Below are 21,852 nucleotides of genomic sequence, written 5' to 3'. Positions count from 1 at the left end.
TATAGAACGTCGAATTGCTAACATGATCGCCAGTGGCAATTAGCTGTTCGCTCAAGCAAGCCCTCCATAATTTTCCATGTGGCCAAGAACAGAGATCGCTCTTTCTCAGATACACGATGTCAATCAAAAATACATGTGGCATTGATGGGCCTCGTGACAATTGAGCGTTGGATCAGGCATCTAGTGATGGCGTTCAAGCCAAATTCTGCTCCGTCAACCGCTGCACCGCCAACCGCCGATAGTGGGACGGCGTCATCCCTTTAAGCTGCTGAAAACGCCGATTGAAGTTGGAAATATTGTTGAACCCCGACTCAAAGCACACATCCGTTACAGCCTTGTCGCCATCGGCCAGCAATTCGCAGGACTTGCTGATGCGCAGTCGATTGACGAATTCAATGAACGTCCGCCCGGTGGCCTGCTTGAATACCCTGGAAAAGTACGTCGGCTTCATCCCCAGATACTCCGCGACTTCCTCCAGCGGCAGCTCGCGGGCATAGTGGGCGAAAATGTAGTCCACCGCGCGGTTGGTGCGGTCGATGCTGTGTTCGTCGGCTTGCTGCGGGGTGGTCACGCCGGACAGTAGTTGATAGTCCTCACAGGCGCTTAACACTTCCAGCAAGATAAAGAAGTGCCCCAGGCGCGCCATGCCGTGGGCGTCCTCGATCTGCTGCATCAGGGTCATGGCCTGGGCGATGGTCTTTTTGCAGCGGAATTGGATGCCGTATTGGGCGCGCTCGAGCAACGGCGCCAGGCTCTTGAGTTCGGCGAATATATGGCTGCCGTGTTCGAACAACTCGTCGGTGAAGTTCACCAGCATGTCGCGCTTGGGCACCACTTCGTCTTCCTCCACCTGGCTGATCCAGTTGTGGGGCAGGTTGGGGCCGGTGAGGAACAGGCTTTCCGGGTAGAAATTGCCGATGTAGTCACCGATGAACACCTTGCCCGAGCTGGCGACGATCAGGTGCAGCTCGTACTCCTTGTGGAAATGCCAGCGCACCAGCGGGCAGGGGAAGCCGTGCTGGCGATAGATGATGGACAGACCGTTGTGATCGTCCATCAACTCGTAGGAAGGGTCGGTGATGCGCGTTGCTCGGGTCATGTTGCCGTCGCTTTATTGTGGTCGCTGCGTAGGATAATGCCCCGTCGCGCGCGACCTCGCCAGCGGCAGCGCTATAGGCTGCGGTTTTTCGCCTCGATCCACTGGGACATGTACTGGGTACTCTTGTGCGCATGATGGCGCAGCATGCTGCCGGTGAAGTTGTCCCGGCGATGGGCAGCGAGGTGGCGGCGGCATTGCTCCAGGCACTCGACCAGGGCTGGCCCATGCAGCGCCTGGTCATAACGCCGGGCCAGCAGCTGGCGCCCGTGTTCCTGGGCTTGGGTCCAGCGCTCGCGGTCCTGGTAGAGGGCCACGGCAGCGGCGGCCAGGGCCGGGGCGTCGTGGGCGATCATGCCGGGCCAGGGCTGGTCGTCGCCCATGGCCTCGGCGCCGATAGGGGTGGTGACATTAGGCGTGCCGCACAGCATGGCGTCGATCAACTTGCCCTTGATACCCGCACCAAAGCGCAACGGCGCCAGGCAGATGCGCGCGGCGCTCATCACTTGCAGCGCGTCTTCGGCCCAGTTCATTACATGAAAACCCTGGGCCGGGTTGTGCAGGGCAGTGGCCTTGGGCGGCGTATAGGCGCCGTAGATATGCAACTGCGCGCCCGGCAATTGCTGGCGGATCAGCGGCCACAGGCTGTGCTTCATCCATAGCACGGCGTCCCAGTTGGGCGCATGGCGGAAGTTGCCGATGCTGAGAAAGTGCGCACGCTCTTCAAACCGCGCAAACGCGGCCTTGGGCGGCTGCAGCATCAACGGGCACCAGTGGAGCAGGGCGGCCGGCACCTTGAACTGTTCGGTGAGCAGGCGGATTTCCACGTCGGAGATCATCAGGCTGATGTCGCAGCGGTAAATCGCGGCGATTTCGCGTTTGGCCAGGTCGGTGTCGGCCATGCGTTGGTACTCGTCCTCCAGCGCCGGCGCGAACAGGGCACTGAAGTCGTCGCTCTCGGGGTTGGCCTTTACGTGCTCCTTGAAACGCTGGTGGCGGGCGTCGCGCAGGCTTTGCAGGTCGGAGGTCTCCAATACGCGCAGGGCGTCGGGGCAGCATTTTTCGACGCGCCAGCCGAATTGCTCTTCCATCATGAAACGGTCGAACAGCACGATATCCGGGGCCAGTTCGCGAACAAAATCATCGAAGCTGCTGTTATTCAGTTCAATGGCGCATTCCGCGATGCCGAGGGCGGGCAAGTCAGCCTTGTGTTCGCCAATGGTCGCCGGGCTGCTGAAGGTAACGGCCCAACCTTGTGTAAGAAAGCTCTCGAGAATCTGCATCATATGCCCGCCTGCAGCTGAGGAGCGCGGCTCCGGCCAGACGTAACCAATGACCAGGACTTTGGTGGCGGGCTGATTCATAAATGAGTCCTTAGCCCGTAGGCAAGCTCTGAAAAAACGGGCGATTAAATCACATTTTTCTTTTGCAGCACGCTATGCAACGTAACGCTGATTAACGTGGGGTGTAATTGTTAAGTGATCTTGCGACCTGTCAACTTTCACAGTTATCGCGGATTGTGCAGGGTGTTAATTTCACTACAGCTCTTTGGGTATGGGGGGCCGAAAGTCTTCAAAACGCAATAGGGAGATATATCCATGGATATCAACGAACACGCGAGTGAAGCCAGTGCAGCGGATGCAGACTGGCATAGTCACACACTGACAAACGGTGCCGGTGGCCATACCGGTTTCCTGGAAATTCGCTGGAAGCGGGAGGGCGCTTGGCTGACGGTGAGGACCGAGCGATACAGAATCACCGGCGATGGCTCACGTAACCAAGCCAACATCAATTTTTCTGTCCTGGTAACCACCACGAATCAACAATTTAGTTGGCGTTCACCGGATGACAGGAGGCAGGACAATATCTGGCATGACTGGAAAAATGAGCGAGACCTACCGCTTAAAAACGGTGCACATCTGGTGAAATTCACATCAGAATTCGTGTTTGATACGTCTGGCACCGATCCCAAGGCGGAGGCTAGACATACCGCTGCAATCTAATCAACGCCCCAGCAGCACCGTACTTGGGATCAGGTGCGGTGCTCAGTCTACCGAACTGAATCTGCATCAGCGCTCCTGCGGGAGTGAAGCGCTTGTTCAGGCTCGACTCCAAACTACGCCAATATGGACCATGCTCGGCGCCATGACAATTTGTATCTGGCGGTAGGTAGCGTCGGCACTTTGTGGTTAACTTCGGCCTCTCGAATTCGTTTAACCAAAACCCAGCATAAGGATTCCGTTCATGGCTCAAGTCACCCTTAAAGGCAACCCGGTCCAGGTTGAAGGCGAATTGCCGAAAGTCGGCGCCAAAGCTGCAGACTTCACCCTGACCGCCGGCGATCTGTCCAACGCTACCCTGGCCACCTTTGCCGGCAAGCGCAAAGTGCTGAATATCTTCCCCAGCGTTGACACCCCAACCTGCGCCACTTCCGTGCGCAAGTTCAACGCCCAGGCCAACGACGTGGAAAACACCGTGGTGTTGTGCATCTCCACCGACCTGCCATTCGCCCAGGCGCGTTTCTGCGGCTCCGAAGGCCTGGAAAACGTGAAGAACCTGTCGGATTTCCGCGACTCGGATTTCGCCGTTGACTACGGTGTGTCGATTGCCGACGGCCCGCTCAAGGGCCTGACCGCTCGCGCTGTGGTGGTGCTGGACGAAAACGACAACGTGCTGCACAGCGAACTGGTCAAGGAAATCGCTGAAGAGCCAAACTACGAAGCGGCCCTGGCTGTTTTGAAGTAACTGTTTCTGCGCATGACTGTCGTGAGGCAGTAACACGTATGATGCACGATTGCGGCCTGGCCTAGTCCAGGCCGTTTTTATTTGGGTGTCAGCAGCTTAGCGAAACAGCCCGCAGACCAGGATCCGAATTTTGAAAGTTGTAAGCTCAAGGTAAATAGCCGGTAAAGGCGCTTTTCTAAATGCGCTCCAGTGCTTATCTTTCAGCCTCCCAAAGAAGAAGCTCTCGCGCCCAATGGTTGATCACTCCATGCAATCCTCCCCCCGCAACTCCCGCCGCTGGCTGTTTGGCCTGCTTGTGCTGCTGGTTATCGCCGGCCTGTGCTGGAAATTCTGGCCCGGCGGCGCGGCCCATAAGGACGCCCCGGCCGGGCACACCGGCAAGACCGGCATGGCGCGCCCAGGGTTCGGCGGCTCCACCGGCCCGGTGCCGGTGCGCGTGGCGCCGGCGGTAGTGGGGGAGTTCCCGGTGTACTACAAGGCCTTGGGCACGGTGACCGCGCTCAACACGATCAACGTGCGCAGCCGGGTGGGCGGTGAGCTGGTGAAGATCGCCTTTGAAGAGGGGCAAATGGTCAAGGCGGGCGACTTGCTCGCCGAGATCGACCCGCGCAGCTACCAGAATGCCTTGCTCCAGGCCCAGGGTACGTTGCTGCAGAACCAGGCGCAGTTGAAAAACGCCCAGGTCGATGTCGAGCGGTATCGCGGCCTGTACGCCCAGGACAGCATCGCCAAGCAGACCCTGGACACCGCCGAAGCGCTGGTCCTGCAATACCAGGGCACGGTCAAGACCAACCAGGGTGCGGTCGACGATGCCAAGCTCAACCTTGAATTCACCAAAATCCGTGCGCCGATTGCCGGTCGCGTCGGTTTGCGTCAGCTCGACGTCGGCAACCTGGTGGCCGCCAACGACACCACCGCCCTGGCGGTGATCACCCAGACCCAACCGATCAGCGTGGCCTTCACCCTGCCGGAAAACACCCTGGACACCGTCCTCACCCGTTATCACGCCGGCAACAAGCTGCCGGTGGAGGCCTGGGACCGTGGCGACACGAAAAAGCAGGCGGTGGGCGTGCTGCAGAGCCTGGACAACCAGATCGACGTGACCACCGGCACCCTCAAATTCAAGGCGCGCTTCGATAACAAGGATCAGGCGCTGTTTCCCAATCAGTTCGTCAATGTGCACTTGCTCGCCGATACCTTGCACAACGTAGTGCTGGCACCCTCCGCCGCGATCCAGTTCGGTAACAACGGCACCTTTGTCTACAAGCTCGACGGCGACAAGAAGGTCAAGGTCCAGCCGCTGGTGGTGGGCGATAGCGATGGCGACAACACCGTGATCAAGCAAGGCCTGGCGGCGGGTGATCGGGTGGTCATGGAAGGCACTGACCGTCTCAAGGACGGCAGTGAAATCGAAGTGGTCAATGACAGCAGCGAAGTGCCGACCACGCCGACCGAACACCTGCAAGGCAAGCCCGCGGCGAAAGGGGAGACCGGCACTGACGCCGGCAAGGCGCAAAAGGTCGGCGCATGAACCTGTCGCGCCTGTTTATCCTGCGCCCGGTTGCCACCACGCTGAGCATGCTCGCCATCGTGCTGGCCGGCCTGATCGCTTATCGCCTGTTGCCGGTTTCGGCCTTGCCCCAGGTGGATTACCCGACCATTCGGGTGATGACGCTGTACCCCGGTGCCAGCCCCGACGTGATGACCAGCGCGGTCACCGCGCCGCTGGAGCGCCAGTTCGGGCAGATGCCCGGCCTGACCCAGATGGCCTCCACCAGCTCGGGCGGTGCCTCGGTGCTGACCCTGCGCTTCAACCTCGACATCAATATGGATGTCGCCGAGCAGCAGGTGCAGGCCGCGATCAACGCCGCCACCAACCTGTTGCCCAAGGATTTGCCGGCACCGCCGGTGTACAACAAGGTCAACCCGGCGGACACCCCGGTGCTGACCCTGGCGATTACTTCCAAGACCATGCTGCTGCCCAAGCTCAATGACCTGGTCGATACGCGCATGGCGCAGAAGATCGCGCAGATCAGCGGCGTCGGCATGGTCAGCATCGCCGGTGGTCAGCGCCAGGCGGTGCGCATCAAGGTCAACCCCGAGGCCCTGGCGGCCAACGGCTTGAACCTGTCGGACGTGCGCACCTTGATCGCCGCGTCCAACGTCAACCAGCCCAAGGGCAACTTCGACGGGCCCACGCGGGTGTCGATGCTCGATGCCAACGACCAGTTGGTATCCCCCGAGCAATATGCCGAACTGATCCTGGCCTACAACAACGGTGCACCATTGCGCCTCAAGGACGTGGCGCAGATTGTCGACGGCGCTGAAAACGAGCGCCTTGCCGCCTGGGCCAACGAAAACCAGGCCGTGCTGCTCAATATCCAGCGTCAGCCGGGCGCCAACGTGATCGAGGTGGTGGACCGTATCAAGGCCCTGCTGCCGAGCATCACCGACAACCTGCCGGCGGGCCTGGACGTGACGGTGCTCACCGATCGCACCCAGACGATCCGCGCGTCGGTCAAGGACGTGCAACACGAATTGCTGATCGCTATTGCCCTGGTGGTGATGGTGACGTTCCTGTTCCTGCGCCGGGTCAGCGCCACGATCATTCCGTCCATCGCCGTACCGCTGTCGCTGGTCGGCACCTTTGGCGTGATGTACCTGGCGGGGTTCTCGGTCAACAACCTGACGTTGATGGCCCTGACCATTGCCACCGGCTTTGTGGTGGACGACGCCATCGTGATGCTGGAGAACATCTCCCGCTATATCGAGGAAGGCGAGACGCCCATGGCCGCCGCGCTCAAGGGCGCCAAACAGATCGGTTTCACCCTGATCTCCCTGACCCTGTCGCTGATCGCCGTGCTGATCCCGCTGCTGTTCATGGCCGATGTGGTCGGGCGCCTGTTTCGCGAATTTGCCATTACCCTGGCGGTGGCGATCCTGATTTCCCTGGTGGTGTCCCTCACGCTCACGCCGATGATGTGCGCGCGCTTGCTCAAGCGTGAGCCGAAGGAAGAAGAACAGGGGCGTTTCTACAAGGCCAGCGGCGCCTGGATCGATTGGCTGATCGACGCCTACGGGCGCAAGCTGCAATGGGTGCTCAGGCACCAGCCGCTGACCCTGCTGGTGGCCATCGCCACCCTGGGCCTCACGGTGGTGCTGTACCTGGTGGTGCCCAAGGGCTTTTTCCCGGTGCAGGATACCGGGGTGATCCAGGGGATTTCCGAGGCGCCGCAGTCGATTTCATTTGCCGCGATGAGCCAGCGCCAGCAGGCGCTGGCGAAGATTATCCTGGCCGATCCGGCGGTGGAAAGCCTGTCGTCCTATATTGGCGTGGACGGTGATAACGCCACCCTCAACAGCGGTCGCTTGCTGATCAACCTCAAGGCCCACGGCCTGCGCGACTTGAGCGCGGTGCAGGTGATCGCTCGCTTGCAACCGCAAATCGACAAGCTGGTAGGCATCCGCCTGTTCATGCAGCCGGTGCAGGACCTGACCATCGAAGACCGCGTCAGCCGTACCCAGTACCAATTCAGCATGTCCTCACCGGACGCCGAGTTGCTCGCGCTGTGGAGCGACAAGCTGGTGCACGCCCTCGGCCAGTTGCCGGAACTCACCGACGTGGCCAGCGACCTGCAGGACAAAGGCCTGCAGGTGTACCTGGTGATCGACCGCGACGCCGCCTCGCGCCTGGGCGTCAGCGTCTCGACCATCACCGACGCGCTGTACGATGCCTTCGGCCAGCGGCAGATTTCCACCATCTACACCCAGGCCAGCCAGTACCGCGTGGTCTTGCAGGCCCAGTCCGGCGAAACCCTCGGCCCGGCCGCGCTCAACCAGATCCATGTGAAGACCACCGATGGCGGCCAGGTACGGCTGTCGAGCCTGGCCCATGTGGAGCAGCGTCAGGCACAGTTGGCGATTGCCCATATCGGCCAGTTCCCGGCGGTGATGATGTCGTTCAACCTGGCTCCCGGGGTGGCGCTGGGCAAGGGCGTAGAGCTGATCAACCAGACCCAGAAGGACATCGGCATGCCGGTCGGCGTGCAGACCCAGTTCCAGGGCGCGGCCCAGGCGTTCGAGGCCTCCCTGTCGAGCACCTTGCTGCTGATCCTGGCGGCGGTGGTCACCATGTACATCGTGCTCGGCGTGCTGTACGAGAGTTATATCCACCCGATCACCATTCTCTCGACCTTGCCGTCGGCGGCGGTGGGCGCCTTGCTGGCCTTGCTGCTCAGCGGCAATGACCTGGGCATGATCGCGATCATCGGCATCATCCTGCTGATCGGCATCGTCAAGAAGAACGCGATCATGATGATCGACTTCGCCCTCGACGCCGAGCGCAACCAGGGCCTGGACCCGCAGACCGCCATCTACCAGGCGGCGCTGCTGCGCTTCCGGCCCATCCTGATGACCACCCTGGCGGCCTTGTTCGGGGCGGTACCGTTGATGCTGGCCAGCGGCTCCGGTGCGGAATTGCGCCAGCCCCTGGGCCTGGTGATGGTCGGCGGGCTGCTGGTGAGCCAGGTGTTGACGCTGTTCACCACGCCGGTGATCTACCTGTATTTCGACAGGTTGGGACGCCGCTGGCGGAAGTCTGGCGTCGAGGAAGTCGCGTAATGGGGGGGGTTAAAGCAGTTGCAAGCGGCAAGTTTCAAGCTGCAAGAGAAACGCGGGCGCGGCGCATGGCTTTAGCTTGCCGCTTGAAGCTTGCTGCTTGGAGCTCCCCCCCATGAACCTTTCTGGACCATTTATCCGTCGTCCCGTGGCCACGATGCTGCTGAGCCTGGCGATCATGTTGCTCGGCGGCGTCAGCTTCAACCTGCTGCCGGTGTCGCCGTTGCCGCAGATCGATTTCCCGGTGATCGTGGTGTCGGCCAGCTTGCCGGGCGCCAGCCCCGAGGTGATGGCGTCTACCGTGGCCACGCCGCTGGAGCGCTCGTTCGGCGCAATTGCCGGCATCACCACCATGAGCAGTTCCTCCAGCCAGGGCTCCACGCGGGTGATCCTGGCGTTCGATTCCGACCGCGATATCAACGGCGCGGCGCGGGAAGTGCAGGCGGCAATCAATGCGTCGCGCAACCTGTTGCCCAGTGGCATGCGCAGCATGCCCACGTACAAGAAGATCAACCCGTCCCAGGCGCCGATCATGGTGCTGTCGCTGACGTCCGACGTGTTGCAGAAGGGCCAGCTGTACGACCTGGCCTCGACCATTTTGTCCCAGAGCCTGTCCCAGGTGCCGGGCGTGGGCGAAGTGCAGATTGGCGGCAGCTCCCTGCCGGCCGTGCGTATCGAGCTGGAGCCCAAGGCGCTTGATCAGTACGGCGTGGCCCTGGACGATGTGCGCACTACCATCGCCAACGCCAACCAGCGCCGACCCAAGGGCTCCCTGGAAGACAGCGAGCGCAACTGGCAGATCCAGGCCAACGACCAGTTGGAAAAAGCCAAGGACTACGAGCCGCTGCTGATTCGCTACCAGAACGGCGCGGCGCTGCGCCTGAGCGATGTGGCGAAGATCAGCGACGGCGTGGAAGACCGCTACAACAGCGGGTTTTTCAACAACGATTCGGCGGTGCTGCTGGTGATCAACCGCCAGTCCGGCGCCAACATCATCGAAACGGTGCGCCAGATCAAGGCGCAGCTGCCGGCGTTGCAGGCGGTGCTGCCGTCCAGCGTCAAGCTCAACCTGGCCATGGACCGTTCGCCGGTCATTACCGCCACCTTGCACGAAGCCGAGATGACCCTGCTGATCGCCGTGGCCCTGGTGGTGCTGGTGGCGTACCTGTTTTTGGGTAACTTCCGCGCTTCGTTGATCCCCACCCTGGCGGTGCCGGTGTCGCTGGTGGGCACCTTTGCGGTGATGTACCTGTACGGGTTTTCGCTGAACAACTTCTCGCTGATGGCGCTGATCCTGGCGACCGGCCTGGTGGTGGACGATGCCATCGTGGTGCTGGAGAACATCTCCCGGCATATCGACGAGGGCGTGCCGCCGATGAAGGCAGCGTACCTGGGCGCCCAGGAAGTCGGCTTTACCTTGCTGTCGATGAACGTGTCGCTGGTGGCGGTGTTTCTCTCCATCCTGTTCATGGGCGGGATCGTCACCAACCTGTTCCGTGAATTCTCCATCACCTTGTCGGCGGCGATCATTGTTTCGCTGATCGTGTCGCTGACCCTGACCCCGATGCTCTGTGCGCGCTGGCTCAAGCCCCATGTCAAAGGGCAGATGACCGGCTTGCAGCGCTGGAGCCACCGCATCAACGAACGCATGGTCGCCGCCTATGCCACCAGCCTGGACTGGGTGCTGCGCCATCGGCGCCTGACCCTGCTCAGCCTGTTGATTACCGTGGGGGTGAACATCGCGCTGTACGTGGTGGTGCCGAAGACCTTCATGCCCCAGCAGGACACCGGCCAGTTGATCGGTTTTGTGCGCGGGGATGACGGGCTGTCATTCAACGTGATGCAGCCGAAAATGGAAATCTTCCGCCAGGCCGTGCTCAAGGACCCGGCGGTACTCAGCGTGGCCGGCTTTATCGGCGGCACCAACGGCACCAACAACGCGGTGATGCTGGTGCGCCTCAAACCGATCGCCGAGCGCAGGATCTCGGCCCAGGCGGTTATCGAGCGCCTGCGCAAGGAAGTGCCGCTGGTACCGGGCGGGCGCCTGTTCCTGATGGCCGACCAGGACCTGCAATTCGGCGGCGGCCGCGACCAGACCAGCGCGCAGTATTCCTACATCCTGCAAAGCGGTGACCTCGCCGCGTTGCGCCTGTGGTACCCCAAAGTGGTGGCCGCCATGCGTGAGCTGCCGGAGCTGACCGCCATCGACGCCCGCGAAGGGCGCGGCGCGGCCCAGGTCACGCTGATCGTCGACCGCGACCAGGCCAAGCGCCTGGGCATCGATATGGACATGGTCACCTCGGTGCTCAACAACGCCTACAGCCAGCGGCAGATTTCCACCATCTACGACAGCCTCAACCAGTATCAGGTGGTGATGGAGGTCAACCCCAAATATGCCCAGGACCCGATCACCCTCAACCAGGTGCAGGTGATTACCGCCGATGGCGCGCGCGTGCCGCTGTCGACCATTGCCCATTATGAAAACAGCCTGGCCGATGACCGCGTCAGCCACGAAGGGCAGTTCGCCTCGGAAAACATCGCGTTCGACCTGGCGGCAGGCGTCACGGTGGAGCAGGGCACTGCCGCCATCGAGCGCGCGATTGCCAAGGTCGGCTTGCCGGAAGACGTGATCGCCAAGATGGCCGGCACCGCCGACGCCTTCGCCGCGACCCAGAAGGGCCAGCCGTTCATGATTCTCGGCGCGCTGGTGGCGGTGTACCTGGTGCTGGGCGTGCTGTATGAAAGCTATATCCACCCGCTGACGATTCTGTCGACCTTGCCCTCGGCCGGCGTCGGCGCGTTGTTGTCCATCTACCTGCTGGGCGGGGAGTTCAGCCTGATCTCACTGTTGGGGCTGTTCCTGCTGATCGGGGTGGTGAAGAAAAACGCGATCCTGATGATCGACCTGGCGCTGCAGCTTGAGCGGCATGACGGCATGAGCCCGCTGGAGTCGATTCGCAGCGCCTGCCTGCTGCGCCTGCGACCCATCCTGATGACCACGCTGGCGGCGATTCTCGGCGCGTTGCCACTGCTGCTCGGCGCCGGCGATGGCGCGGAAATGCGCCAGCCCCTGGGCCTGACCATCATTGGCGGCCTGGTGTTCAGCCAGATCCTGACCCTTTACACCACTCCGGTGGTTTACCTCTATCTAGACCGCGCGCGCCACCGCTTCAATGCCTGGCGCGGCGTGCGTACCGATGCTGCCCTGGACACTGCGCTATGAACGATTCAACCAACGCCAATGCACCCCGGCTCCCTGTAGGAGCGAGCTTGCTCGCAAAAAATGTGCAGACACCGCGTTCTTCCAAGCTCGGCGCGTTATCGTTGACGGTCTTCGCGAGCAAGCTCGCTCCTACAGTGGGGTTGGCGTTGTTGCTCAGCGCCTGTGCCATCGGCCCCGATTACCAGCGTCCGCCCGTGGTCGAACCGGCACAATTCAAGCAAGCCCAGGGCTGGCGCCAGGCCAATCCAAGCGATTCCCTGGCGCGTGGTGCGTGGTGGGAGCTGTACGGCGACCGCCAACTGAACGAGCTGGTGGTACGCCTCAACAGCGCCAACCAGACCGTCGCCCAGGCCGAGGCGCGTTTCCGCCAGGCCCAGGCCCTGGTGCGCAGTGCTCGCGGGGCGTTTTACCCGAGCGTCGACCTGAGCGTCGGCAAAACCCGCGCCAGCCAGGGCACCGGCAGCAGCAGCGCCAGCCTGAGCAGTTCCAGCAGCGGTATTCGCGACACCCTCAATGCGCAACTGGGCGTGAGCTGGGAAGCTGACGTCTGGGGCAAATTGCGCCGTGGCCTGGAAGCCAACGAAGCCAGCGCCGAGGCCAGCTCGGCAGACCTGGCGGCGATGCGCCTGAGCCAGCAGTCGGAACTGGTGCAGAGCTACCTGCAGTTGCGCGTCATGGATGAACAGACGCGTTTGCTGCAAGCCACGCTGGACACCTACCAGCGCTCGCAGCAGATGACCGAAAACCAGTACCGCGCCGGTGTCGCCGGCAAGGACGCTATCGCCCAGGCGCGAACCCAGCTCAAGACCACCCAGGCCAGCCTGATCGACCTGATCTGGCAGCGTGCCCAGCTGGAAAACGCGATTGCGGTATTGATCGGTGAGGCGCCGGCCAATTTCAGCCTGGCCGTCAGCAAGGACATCCCGGCGTTGCCGCAGATTCCTGTCGGCCTGCCGTCGCACCTGTTGGAGCGCCGCCCGGATATCGCGTCGGCGGAACGTTCGGTGATTGCAGCCAACGCCAACATCGGCGTGGCCAAAGCCGCCTATTACCCCGACTTGACCCTGAGCCTGGCGGGGGGCTACTCCAGCAGCACCTATGAAGACTGGATCAGCCTGCCGAACCGCTTCTGGTCGGTAGGCCCGAAGCTGGCCATGACGCTGTTCGACGGCGGCCAACGCTCGGCGGAAGTCGACCGTAGCGTGGCCAGCTACGATGAAACCGTGGCCAAGTACCGTCAGACCGTGCTGGACGGATTCCGCGAAGTGGAAAACTACATGGTGCAGCTCAAGGTGCTGGCCGACGAAGCGGTGGTCAGCAACGAAGCGCTGGAGTCCGCCCGCGAGTCGTTGCGGTTGACCGAGAACCAGTACAAAGCCGGACTGATTGCCTATCTGGACGTGGTTACCGTGCAGGCAACGGCCTTGAGTAACGAGCGCACGGTACTGACCTTGCTGCAGTCGCGGTTGGTGGCGAGCGTGCAGCTGATTGCGGCGTTGGGTGGCGGATGGGATGGGAATACACGGCCGGCTGATCAGGATAAGTAAGGGGTAACTCAATCTCGTGTTGGCCTATGCTGCATAGGTATCTACACAACGTTGGTATGACACTGACATGTGGCGAGGGAGCTAGCTGCCGTCGTCTCCCAGGCGACAGACACGCCTCGGTCAATGTGGGAGGGGGCTTGCCCCCGATGGCGGCCTCAGAGCCGACCAGGATGTTGGATTGGACCGAGTACATATCCGTTTCTGCGGTAACGGCTGCTATAGGTTCCGCTTTTACAGCGGGTCACTTTTGGAAAAGAGCCCCAAAAGTAACCAAAAACGCTCTTGCCCCACCACTCGGCACCTCGCCTAGGCTCGGTGTGCCCGAACGCAGGCTTGAATCCGTGGGCCGCCGCAATGGGCCATCCCTGGCCCAGTGCGGCTAACCCGGCGTCCTGCCGGGTTGCCCACGGATTCAAGCCTGCGTTCGGCCAGCGTGGTTTAACGGGGCGCCTGAGATCAAAAGCAGATCAAGATCAAGATCAAGAGCGGCTCGCTTCGCATCGTGGTGACGGGTGGGCGCTACAGAGTTGTGTAAATGCCTATGCTGGGTGGGTTTGAGAGTCATTAGTTTTTTACGCCAGTGGAGCCATCTGATGCCAGGCAGCGTGTCACGTCTCGTCTATCGCACACCTGTTCCGGAAGACGTAGAGCGTTTATTCGCCATCTTCGGCGATCCCCAGACCAACCTGTTCAATCCTGCCGGCCCCATGGCCGGTATCGAGGACGCCCAGCGCCTGCTGGGCCGATGGATCGAGCAATGGTCCAGCGAGGGCTACGGCTGGTGGGCGATTGCGCGGCGCGAGAGCCCCGAGCAGATCATCGGTTTCGGCGGCATTGCACCGCTCGAGTATCTAACCGCGCGGCGCATTAATCTCGGTTATCGATTCGCCGTCGAAGCCTGGGGGCAGGGCTATGCCACCGAGGTCGGACGCGATGCCTTGGCATTGGCGTTCGACACACTGGGTCTGCCGGAAGTGTTTGGCCTGGTAAGACCCGATCATGCGGCGTCGATCCGGGTGTTGGAAAAAATCGGCTTGCAGCCATTCGGGCTGCTGGACGATGTGCCCGGCCAAGCGCCTAGCCTGGTAATGCGCGCTTGTCATCCTACAACTCGCTCAACCTGATTTTCGTCTCTCCCCTATACACCTTGGCTGACCTTGATTTTTCAGATTGACACCGTCAGAACAGCTCGATATAAAAGTCGCAGTTGTACGACGACATATGACGTTACATATGTCCTACCTAACAAAAATAAAAAGTGATGCCATGAATCTGAACGAGCCCATCAGTGCCCATCGTGTCGGCCAGGCGGTCGGCAGCTATCGCTGGACGATATGCGCGATGCTGTTTTTCGCCACGACCGTCAACTACCTCGACCGTCAGGTGCTCAGCCTGCTGGCGCCGCAGTTGTCGACGCAATTTGGCTGGAGCAATACCGATTACGCCAACATCGCGGCGGTGTTCCAGTTCGTCTACGCGATTTCCATGCTGTTCGCCGGACGCTTTGTCGACAAGATCGGCACCAAGGCCGCCTACGTCGTGGCGATCGGCATCTGGTCCACCGGCGCGATCATGCATGCGTTCTCGGTGCAGATGGGCGAGGGCATTGCGGCAGTCAGCAGTGCCATCGGCCTAGCGGTGATTCCGGTGTCGATTGCTGGCTTCATGCTGTCACGCGCGGTGCTGGCGATTGGCGAGGCGGGCAATTTTCCCATCGCGATCAAGGCCACGGCTGAGTACTTCCCCAAGAAAGAGCGCTCCTTTGCCACCGGCATCTTCAACTCGGGGGCCAACGTGGGCGCGATCCTGGCGCCAATCTGTGTGCCCTTGATCGCCGGCATGTGGGGGTGGGAAGCGGCCTTTATGGTCATCGGCATGCTGGGCTTCGTGTGGGTGGCGGTCTGGGCCGCGGTGTACGAAAAACCTGAGCAGCAAAAGCGCCTGTCGGCCGAAGAGTTGGCCTACATTCGCAGTGATCAGACCGTACAACCCTTCGCATCAACCTCAGTGGGCCCTGCGGGCGCAACCGCGAAAAAAGTCTCATGGTTCAAGTTGCTCACCTACCGCCAGACCTGGGCCTTTGCCTTCGGCAAGTTCATGACCGACGGCGTGTGGTGGTTCTTTCTGTTCTGGCTGCCCACGTTCCTGTCGGCGCAGTACGGCATGAAGGGCGCCGATATCGTGATGCCGCTGGCCGTGCTGTACAGCATGACCATGGTCGGCAGCATCGGTGGCGGCTGGTTTCCCAGTTATTTCATGGCGCGGGGCGATGCGCCCTATGATGGCCGCATGAAAGCCATGCTGGTGATCGCGTTGTTCCCGCTGGTGGTGTTGCTGGCGCAGCCGTTGGGCTACATCAGCTTCTGGGTTCCGGTTCTGCTGATCGGCGTGGGTGCTTCGGCGCACCAGGCATGGTCATGCAATATCTTCACCACGGTGTCGGACATGTTCCCGCAGAAAACCGTCGCGTCGGTGGTCGGTATCGGCGGCATGGCAGGCGGCCTGGGCGGTGTGGTGATGACCAAGATCGGCGGCTGGGTATTTGACTACTACAAGTCCATCAACGACATCCACACCGGCTACATGATCATGTTTGCGATCTGTGCCCTGGCGTACCTGGTGGCGTGGAGCGTGATGAAGGCGCTGGTGCCGCGCCACAAGGAAATCACCGACCTGTAGCGCGGCCTGGAAACGTCGCATCGGCCAGAATGATCCGCACCGACATCATGACGCCGACCAGCACTGCGGCCAGCCCTGCTGTTTCCATGGGGGTTGGCCAGCGCTGATGAAACCAGAGGCCGAGTAGCGTGGCGAACAAGGACTCAAGCGCAATCAATTGGCCACTGAGCACCATGGGCAGGCGCCGCGTTGCCGCATTCCAGGCCCAGGCACCGACGACGGTGGACATCACGGCGATCACCAGGCTCCAGGCATACAGCGCCCACGCCTGGCTCCAGCCAGCGCCCAGGGTTGGCAAGCGCAACAGGCCCGTCGCGTATGTCCATGGGAGGATCAACAGCGCTGCGACACCTGCGCCCGTCAGCATCAGGGCGGTCCACAGGCCTGTCACGTTGGCGGGCAGGTGCGCCATCTGCTTCTGGTTGATCATGCTGAAGCCCACCCATAAGGCCACCGCGACCAAGGAGAAAAACAGCCCGGCCAGCCAGGATTGGGGGCTCGGAGAGGGCTGGTGGACGCTGCTGATATTGGTCAGCAACAGCCCTACCGTGATACAGCATAACGGCCTCACCAATTGGCGCCAGCGCAGGGTTTTATGGCTGGAGTTGCCGAGCAGCGCCAGTAGCACCGGTACCATCCCAACAAACGCCGGCGTCAATACCGGGCCGCCGACTATCACGCCGGCAGCAATGCATACGCCATAACCCAGGCAACCCCATGCGCCCAGTACTGCCGCGAGCAGGCATTGGCCAAGGCTCAGCGCACGCAGTTGCGCGCGGCACAGGACCACCCCGGCCACGCCCAGCCCACCGGCCATCAGAAAGCGCACGCTCATCAGGTCGTAGATGCTGTAGGCGCCTGTGACATAGGGCGCAATGAAATTCAGCGCCCAGCCGAGGGTGGCGACCATCGCGAATATCACGCCGGCAATTACAGGGGAGGGGGAGGTGCTCATCAGGCTGATCCATGAAGTAATGGGTCCATGGTGCCCAGCCACGCGGGTGTGCTACAAACGAGTTCTCGGTCCTGAGTACATAACCTGAGATTATGAATCTACTTGGAAAAACCCTACCGCCTCTTGCCAGTTTGTTGCCGTTTGAAGCCGCAGCGCGCCTGGAGAGTTTTTCCAGGGCGGCCGATGAACTGCACATCACCCAGGCGGCTGTCAGCCGGCAGATACGCGGCCTGGAAGACAATCTTGGAGTGAAGCTGTTTTGCCGACGCAACCGTGCAGTGTTCCTGACTCAAGAGGGGCGTGAGTTGGGGCGGGTGGTCAGCCTCGCGTTGCAAAGCATCAGTGAGGGCGCGGCCAGCCTGAGGGCGTCCCCGCGGCGCAATCGGGTGGTGCTGCTGTGTCAGCTGTGCGAGGCGTTTTATTGGTTGATGCCGCGGTTGGCGACGTTCCACCAGCAATACCCGCAGATTGAAATCCAGGTGGTGACCTGCACGCGGCCGATCACGCAGTTCAATGACCCTTTCGATGTCGCCCTGCAAAGTACCCGGCGCGCCAGTGGCGCCCATGCGCTGATGTTTACCGCCTCCGATGAAGTGTTCCCGGTGTGCAGTCCCGCTTACCTGTGCCCGGAACAACCGCTGGCGCTGGCTGAATTGGCGGCCTGCACGTTTTTGCACCACAGCAGCGAACCTCCGCACTTGATGGCGTGGGATGAGTGGCTGAACGTGTTCGGTCAGTCGTTGGCCCGTGACGCGCGCAGCGTCACGTTCGACAGCTACCCGCTGATGTTGCAGGCCGCCGTGGAAGGACATGGTATGGCCATGGGCTGGCGTCGTACCGCAGGCAGGCTGATTGAGAGTGGGGCATTGGTCAGGCCCTGTGCCGAGAGCGTGTTTTTGCCAGAGGCTATTTCGGTCTACAGGCAGCAAGGGGCAGGCAATCGGGATGAGGTCGTGGCACTGCTGGCCTGGCTCGAGGCGCAGTTGCAGCGTGACGGCTGACAGGGGCGCGACGGCCCCTGTCATCCCCGGTTATTGATTACGTGTCACGCGCCAGACCGTATTGGCCAGGTCATCGGCAATGATCAGCGCGCCTTTCGGGTCGACTGTCACGCCCACCGGACGCCCACGGGTCTTGCCGTCGTCACCGCGAAAGCCGGTGGCGAAGTCGACAGGCTCGCCGGCCGGTTTGCCGTTGCTGAAGGGCACGAAAATCACTTTGTAGCCCACCGGATTGTCACGGTTCCAGCTGCCGTGTTCGCCAACGAATACGCCGTCGGCGAATTTTTCGCCCATGGCCGGGATGGAGAAATCCACGCCGAGTGCGGCTACGTGAGAACCCAGGCTGTAATCCGGTTTGATCGCCGACGCGACCTTGGCCGGATTTTGCGGTTGCGCACGCGGGTCCACATTCTGGCCCCAATAGCTGTAGGGCCAGCCATAGAAGGCGCCTTCGCGTACCGAGCTGAGGTAATCGGGCACCAGGTCCGGGCCCAATTCATCGCGTTCGTTGACCACCGTCCACAACTGCCCCGAACCCGGTTGGATGGTCAGTGCCGTCGGGTTGCGCAGGCCGGTTGCGTAGGGTCTGTGCGCGCCGGTGGCGGCGTCGATCTGCCACACCATCGCCCGGTCGATTTCCACTTCCATGCCGCGCTCGGTGATGTTGCTGTTGGAGCCGATGCCGACGTAGAGCTGGCGTCCGTCCTCGCTCACGGCCAGGGATTTGGTCCAGTGATGATTGATCTGGGCGGGCAGGTCGGTGACTTTGGTCGGGGCGCCGCTGGCCTTGGTCTGGCCGTCGGTGTAGTCGAAGCGCACCAGCGCATCCTGGTTGGCCACGTACAGTTTTCCATCGGCGTAAGCCAGGCCATAGGGCGCATTGAGGTTGTCGGCGAAGACGGTCTTGAGTTCGTAGGTGCCGTCACCGTCGGCATCGCGCAACAGGGTGATGCGATTGCCGCTCTTGACCTTGGTATTGCCCTCGGCCTTGATCAGGCTGGCGATCACGTCCTTGGGCTTGAGTTTGGCCGCGCTGCCGCCACGACCTTCGGCGACGAGGATATCGCCGTTGGGCAGTACCAGGGTCTGGCGCGGAATGGCGAGGTCGGTGGCAATGGCCGTGATGCTGTAGCCCTGCGGTACCTTGGGTTTCTGATCGCCCCAGGCGGCCGGCTCGGCGATTTTCATGCTCGGCAGCAGGCTGCTTTGTTGCGCTGGCAGCTTGGGATCGGGGCCGTGGACCTGGGTCTTGTCGCCTTCACCACCGCAGGCGCTCAGTACCAACGCTGCGCTTAACAAGGTCAATGTGCGGGTGGTTTTCATTGGGCAGCTCCCGAGCGCAGGTTAGTCAGGCCGATCCAGGTCGCCAGCATCGCCAGCAGGGTGACGACTGCCGACAGCACCAGGCCGGTCGGCATCATGGCGTAGGCATCCTTGGCGTGCTGGAAGGCGTTGATCAGCCCCAGCACCCAGGCGGCCAGTAACAGGAGAAAGTAGGCCGCAGGGCGCCCGGCCTTGCGGTCGGCGCGCAGCAAATTGACCAGCGCGAACAACAGGGCAAATCCACTGAACACCAACGCACCGGCGATCAGCCAGGAGGCGAAGTTGGCCCATTGGATCTGGTAGGTCTGGCCGTAGGCAACGTCACTGAGCAGGGCGCCCAGGAACAGCGGCACGCTGCCGGCGAGCAATGTCGCATGCAGCGGGCCTGGTGTGCAGCGATAGGCGGGGAGGGTAGTCATGGGCGGTGCAGCTCCTTATCGTTCGGCACGCCTTGGTGGCAGGTGTGCGATGACTTTGCAGAGTCTTTGCATAGAGACTTGCTTAGGAAAGGAGCGTGTCGTTTGTGAGAAAGTTCACTGGGGGTTCGTGTCGGAATGTTTATCGAACCAGTCGGCGTAGGGTGTGTTCACCACCTTGTAGCGATTGAAATCCGGGCTGCCATCCGTCCACCACACCGGCCCGCGCTCACCCAGTGCGACCTTCGCGCGCTGTACCTGCTCGCGGGCCTGCTTCAATTGATGTGGGTCGCCGCAGGCCTTGGCCGCTTTGACGGCACGACGTGCATCCATCAACGCATCCACCCAGCGCTGGCGTGCGGGCTCATCCAGCGCCGGGTTGGTGCGCCGCCAGAGTCGACCCTTGAGCACGAAATAGCGCCCATCCGGGGTGTTAATCATGGTGCCAGCGCAGCACCCGCAGCACGCCCCACATCATCGACATCACAATAGCCAGCCAACCGGCGAACAGGCTGAAGAGTGTCATTGCAAGGTTCATAACCACCTCTCTAACGTCGTCGTTCCAATGTTGTCCTGCAATAGGTGACCCCGCTCAGGGCGCAGGATTCAACCGAATTTGACGAATGAACCCTTGGCAGCATCCATCGCCTAAGCCTCTATAATCTCCCCGATGGCATATCACCAGGCGCTCCCATGACCCACCCCCGCATCGGCTTTGCATGCCAATACAAGCATCCCGAACGACTCCCGTCCGCCAGCGCTCTGAAGGTGATCGAAGGCCCGTTCAACCCGCGTACCACCACGCTGCGCTGGATGGACAGCGTCGAGCCGCAGGTGGCACGCGGCAAACTGGTCGAGGTGGTCACGCACAATCTCGCCGCCCAATTGCGCCTGCTGGCCTACGTCGCCGAACTGCCGCCGACCTTGCGCATGCTGCGCCTGAGCAGTGATCTGTTGCCGTTCTACAGCCATCCGAAAGTCGCCGCCGTGTATCAGGACCCTGCCATCGCGCGCCAGTTGCAGGACGGCTTTGCCGCCATCGGCGCGCTGGCGCGGGCGTCGGATATCCGCCTGTCGTTTCACCCCGGCCAATACTGTGTGCTGGGCTCGGAAAACCCCGGCGTAGTGGAAAACAGCCTGGCCGAATTCGAATACCACGCCGACATGATCCGCATGATGGGCTACGGCCGCCGCTTCCAGGACCTCAAGTGCAACGTGCATATCGCCGGTCGCCTGGGCGTGGCGGGTACCCGCGCGGTGTGGTCGCGCCTGTCCGACGTGGCGCGCAACTGCATCACCTTTGAAAATGACGAGAAGACCTACGGCCTGGACCATTGCCTGCAAGTCGCTGACCTGGCGCCAGTGGTGCTGGATATTCACCATTGCTGGATCAACGAGGACGAGTACATCGACCCGCACTCGCCCCGCGTCGCCAGGGTGATCGACAGCTGGCGCGGCGTGCGCCCGACCCTGCATTACTCCCAGCCCCAGGAAAGCCTGCAGGCATTGGGGTTTGACGCCGAGCACAAACTGGAAATGACCGCCTTGTTGAAGGTGGTTTCCAAGCGCGACCTCTACGGCCACAGCGCGCAAATGTGGAACCGCTGGACCAACGACTATGCGCTGCAGTTTCTGGATCGCTTCGACATCATGCTCGAGGCCAAGGACAAAAACGTCGCGGCACTGGCGTTCTACAGGTATTGGCAAAGCCAATCGGCCTGAACCATGGCATGCTTGACGGCCTGACAAAAGGAACCGTCCCATGGCTACCCTGCATCTGCTCTGCGGCAAGATCGCGTCCGGCAAATCCACCCTTGCCGGCCGTCTTGCCACCGATCACGCCGCTGTCCTGCTCAGCGAAGACCACTGGCTTGCTACGCTGTATCCCGGCCAGATCCAGACGATTGCCGATTACCTGACCTGTGCCCGGCAGATTCGCGGTGTGGTGGGGCCACTGGTGATCGATCTCCTGAAGTCCGGCGTCAACGTGGTGCTGGACTTTCCGGCCAACACCCTGGCCAATCGCCAATGGCTGCTGGGCCTGGCCCAGGCTGCACAGGCACTGCATTGCCTGCATTACCTGGAACTGGATGACGCCGCCTGTCGTGCGCGACTGCACGCACGCAACGCCAGCGGAGAGCATGACTTTGCAGCAACCGACGCCGAGTTCGACCTGATTACCCGCCACTTTTGTGTGCCGAGTGAGGAGGAGGGGTTGGTGATCGAGGTGCATCGGCCGTGAGCGCCGGA

Annotated in this window: 17 protein-coding genes; 11 read left to right on the top strand and 6 right to left on the bottom strand. The window is 61.7% G+C overall.

Annotated features, from left to right (window positions below):
• Window positions 1–193: 193 nt before the first annotated feature.
• Together PspCFBP13528_RS17960 and PspCFBP13528_RS17955 are read right to left on the bottom strand one after the other, a co-directional pair.
• Window positions 194–1,099, bottom strand: coding sequence for an AraC family transcriptional regulator (locus PspCFBP13528_RS17960; RefSeq protein ID WP_065952557.1), 906 nt, complete (start codon window positions 1,097–1,099; stop codon window positions 194–196).
• A 71-nt stretch (window positions 1,100–1,170) separates the two neighbouring features.
• Window positions 1,171–2,460: a glycosyltransferase gene (locus PspCFBP13528_RS17955; RefSeq protein WP_137201036.1), complete on the bottom strand. Its 1,290-nt coding sequence runs from the start codon at window positions 2,458–2,460 to the stop codon at window positions 1,171–1,173.
• 234 nt (window positions 2,461–2,694) lie between these two features.
• Between PspCFBP13528_RS17955 and PspCFBP13528_RS17950 the strand changes: the two genes are divergently transcribed.
• From PspCFBP13528_RS17950 to PspCFBP13528_RS17910, 8 genes are all read left to right on the top strand, one after another.
• Window positions 2,695–3,099: a hypothetical protein gene (locus PspCFBP13528_RS17950; protein ID WP_137201034.1), complete on the top strand. Its 405-nt coding sequence runs from the start codon at window positions 2,695–2,697 to the stop codon at window positions 3,097–3,099.
• Between the two features lie 241 nt (window positions 3,100–3,340).
• Window positions 3,341–3,841, top strand: coding sequence for a thiol peroxidase (tpx, locus tag PspCFBP13528_RS17945; protein ID WP_065952559.1), 501 nt, complete (start codon window positions 3,341–3,343; stop codon window positions 3,839–3,841).
• A gap of 232 nt (window positions 3,842–4,073) precedes the next feature.
• Complete coding sequence (locus tag PspCFBP13528_RS17940) at window positions 4,074–5,372, top strand: MdtA/MuxA family multidrug efflux RND transporter periplasmic adaptor subunit (RefSeq protein WP_101221351.1); 1,299 nt, start codon at window positions 4,074–4,076, stop codon at window positions 5,370–5,372.
• Entirely contained in the window at window positions 5,369–8,461 is a 3,093-nt protein-coding gene (locus PspCFBP13528_RS17935) for an MdtB/MuxB family multidrug efflux RND transporter permease subunit (protein ID WP_065952561.1), read from the top strand. The genes PspCFBP13528_RS17940 and PspCFBP13528_RS17935 overlap by 4 nt, the downstream gene beginning before the upstream one ends.
• Before the next feature lie 112 nt (window positions 8,462–8,573).
• Window positions 8,574–11,681: an efflux RND transporter permease subunit gene (locus PspCFBP13528_RS17930; RefSeq protein ID WP_137201032.1), complete on the top strand. Its 3,108-nt coding sequence runs from the start codon at window positions 8,574–8,576 to the stop codon at window positions 11,679–11,681.
• Window positions 11,678–13,228, top strand: a complete 1,551-nt coding sequence (locus PspCFBP13528_RS17925; protein WP_101221353.1) for an efflux transporter outer membrane subunit — start codon at window positions 11,678–11,680, stop codon at window positions 13,226–13,228. The genes PspCFBP13528_RS17930 and PspCFBP13528_RS17925 overlap by 4 nt, the downstream gene beginning before the upstream one ends.
• 593 nt (window positions 13,229–13,821) lie before the next feature.
• Complete coding sequence (locus PspCFBP13528_RS17915; RefSeq protein WP_137201030.1) at window positions 13,822–14,352, top strand: GNAT family N-acetyltransferase; 531 nt, start codon at window positions 13,822–13,824, stop codon at window positions 14,350–14,352.
• 142 nt (window positions 14,353–14,494) lie between these two features.
• Entirely contained in the window at window positions 14,495–15,907 is a 1,413-nt protein-coding gene (locus PspCFBP13528_RS17910) for an MFS transporter (protein ID WP_101220873.1), read from the top strand.
• Here the strand turns inward: PspCFBP13528_RS17910 and PspCFBP13528_RS17905 are convergent.
• On the bottom strand, window positions 15,894–16,862 hold the full coding sequence (locus PspCFBP13528_RS17905; RefSeq protein ID WP_137201028.1) for a DMT family transporter: 969 nt from the start codon (window positions 16,860–16,862) through the stop codon (window positions 15,894–15,896). The two genes, PspCFBP13528_RS17910 and PspCFBP13528_RS17905, sit on opposite strands and share 14 nt — an antisense overlap.
• Window positions 16,863–16,954: 92 nt before the next feature.
• On the opposite strand from PspCFBP13528_RS17905, the gene PspCFBP13528_RS17900 reads away from it, so the two are divergent.
• Window positions 16,955–17,863: a LysR substrate-binding domain-containing protein gene (locus tag PspCFBP13528_RS17900; protein WP_137201026.1), complete on the top strand. Its 909-nt coding sequence runs from the start codon at window positions 16,955–16,957 to the stop codon at window positions 17,861–17,863.
• A gap of 30 nt (window positions 17,864–17,893) precedes the next feature.
• Here PspCFBP13528_RS17900 and PspCFBP13528_RS17895 read toward each other — a convergent pair whose 3' ends face one another.
• The 3 genes from PspCFBP13528_RS17895 to PspCFBP13528_RS17885 all read right to left on the bottom strand — a co-directional run bounded on the left by PspCFBP13528_RS17895 (window position 17,894) and on the right by PspCFBP13528_RS17885 (window position 20,043).
• Window positions 17,894–19,186 (bottom strand): sorbosone dehydrogenase family protein, encoded by a 1,293-nt coding sequence (locus PspCFBP13528_RS17895; protein WP_137201024.1) that lies wholly within the window; start codon window positions 19,184–19,186, stop codon window positions 17,894–17,896.
• Window positions 19,183–19,605, bottom strand: coding sequence for a DUF2231 domain-containing protein (locus PspCFBP13528_RS17890; RefSeq protein WP_065952568.1), 423 nt, complete (start codon window positions 19,603–19,605; stop codon window positions 19,183–19,185). The genes PspCFBP13528_RS17895 and PspCFBP13528_RS17890 overlap by 4 nt, the downstream gene beginning before the upstream one ends.
• A gap of 114 nt (window positions 19,606–19,719) precedes the next feature.
• On the bottom strand, window positions 19,720–20,043 hold the full coding sequence (locus PspCFBP13528_RS17885) for a hypothetical protein (protein WP_137201022.1): 324 nt from the start codon (window positions 20,041–20,043) through the stop codon (window positions 19,720–19,722).
• Between the two features lie 252 nt (window positions 20,044–20,295).
• On the opposite strand from PspCFBP13528_RS17885, the gene PspCFBP13528_RS17880 reads away from it, so the two are divergent.
• A complete protein-coding gene (locus tag PspCFBP13528_RS17880; protein ID WP_065952570.1) occupies window positions 20,296–21,324 on the top strand; it encodes a UV damage endonuclease UvsE in 1,029 nt (342 codons plus the stop codon).
• Window positions 21,325–21,364: 40 nt separating this feature from the next.
• Window positions 21,365–21,844 carry an ATP-binding protein gene (locus PspCFBP13528_RS17875; RefSeq protein WP_065952571.1) on the top strand — a complete coding sequence of 160 codons (480 nt, stop codon included), beginning with the start codon at window positions 21,365–21,367 and terminating at the stop codon, window positions 21,842–21,844.
• Window positions 21,845–21,852 lie beyond the last annotated feature (8 nt).

Origin of the sequence: Pseudomonas sp. CFBP13528, from assembly GCF_005233615.1 — a bacterium.
Lineage (GTDB): Bacteria > Pseudomonadota > Gammaproteobacteria > Pseudomonadales > Pseudomonadaceae > Aquipseudomonas > Aquipseudomonas fluorescens_AM.
The sequence above is the reverse complement of the archived record's forward strand: the minus strand, read 5'-3'. Positions and strand labels throughout refer to the sequence as shown.

Excerpts from the sequence above, each read along its gene's own strand:
- PspCFBP13528_RS17960 (WP_065952557.1), bottom strand. The coding sequence starts at position 1,099 with ATGACCCGAGCAACGCGCATCACCGACCCTTCCTACGAGTTGATGGAC.
- PspCFBP13528_RS17955 (WP_137201036.1), bottom strand. The coding sequence starts at position 2,460 with ATGAATCAGCCCGCCACCAAAGTCCTGGTCATTGGTTACGTCTGGCCG.
- PspCFBP13528_RS17950 (WP_137201034.1), top strand. The coding sequence starts at position 2,695 with ATGGATATCAACGAACACGCGAGTGAAGCCAGTGCAGCGGATGCAGAC.
- tpx (WP_065952559.1), top strand. The coding sequence starts at position 3,341 with ATGGCTCAAGTCACCCTTAAAGGCAACCCGGTCCAGGTTGAAGGCGAA.
- PspCFBP13528_RS17940 (WP_101221351.1), top strand. The coding sequence starts at position 4,074 with ATGGTTGATCACTCCATGCAATCCTCCCCCCGCAACTCCCGCCGCTGG.
- PspCFBP13528_RS17935 (WP_065952561.1), top strand. The coding sequence starts at position 5,369 with ATGAACCTGTCGCGCCTGTTTATCCTGCGCCCGGTTGCCACCACGCTG.
- PspCFBP13528_RS17930 (WP_137201032.1), top strand. The coding sequence starts at position 8,574 with ATGAACCTTTCTGGACCATTTATCCGTCGTCCCGTGGCCACGATGCTG.
- PspCFBP13528_RS17925 (WP_101221353.1), top strand. The coding sequence starts at position 11,678 with ATGAACGATTCAACCAACGCCAATGCACCCCGGCTCCCTGTAGGAGCG.
- PspCFBP13528_RS17915 (WP_137201030.1), top strand. The coding sequence starts at position 13,822 with ATGCCAGGCAGCGTGTCACGTCTCGTCTATCGCACACCTGTTCCGGAA.
- PspCFBP13528_RS17910 (WP_101220873.1), top strand. The coding sequence starts at position 14,495 with ATGAATCTGAACGAGCCCATCAGTGCCCATCGTGTCGGCCAGGCGGTC.
- PspCFBP13528_RS17905 (WP_137201028.1), bottom strand. The coding sequence starts at position 16,862 with ATGAGCACCTCCCCCTCCCCTGTAATTGCCGGCGTGATATTCGCGATG.
- PspCFBP13528_RS17900 (WP_137201026.1), top strand. The coding sequence starts at position 16,955 with ATGAATCTACTTGGAAAAACCCTACCGCCTCTTGCCAGTTTGTTGCCG.
- PspCFBP13528_RS17895 (WP_137201024.1), bottom strand. The coding sequence starts at position 19,186 with ATGAAAACCACCCGCACATTGACCTTGTTAAGCGCAGCGTTGGTACTG.
- PspCFBP13528_RS17890 (WP_065952568.1), bottom strand. The coding sequence starts at position 19,605 with ATGACTACCCTCCCCGCCTATCGCTGCACACCAGGCCCGCTGCATGCG.
- PspCFBP13528_RS17885 (WP_137201022.1), bottom strand. The coding sequence starts at position 20,043 with ATGATTAACACCCCGGATGGGCGCTATTTCGTGCTCAAGGGTCGACTC.
- PspCFBP13528_RS17880 (WP_065952570.1), top strand. The coding sequence starts at position 20,296 with ATGACCCACCCCCGCATCGGCTTTGCATGCCAATACAAGCATCCCGAA.
- PspCFBP13528_RS17875 (WP_065952571.1), top strand. The coding sequence starts at position 21,365 with ATGGCTACCCTGCATCTGCTCTGCGGCAAGATCGCGTCCGGCAAATCC.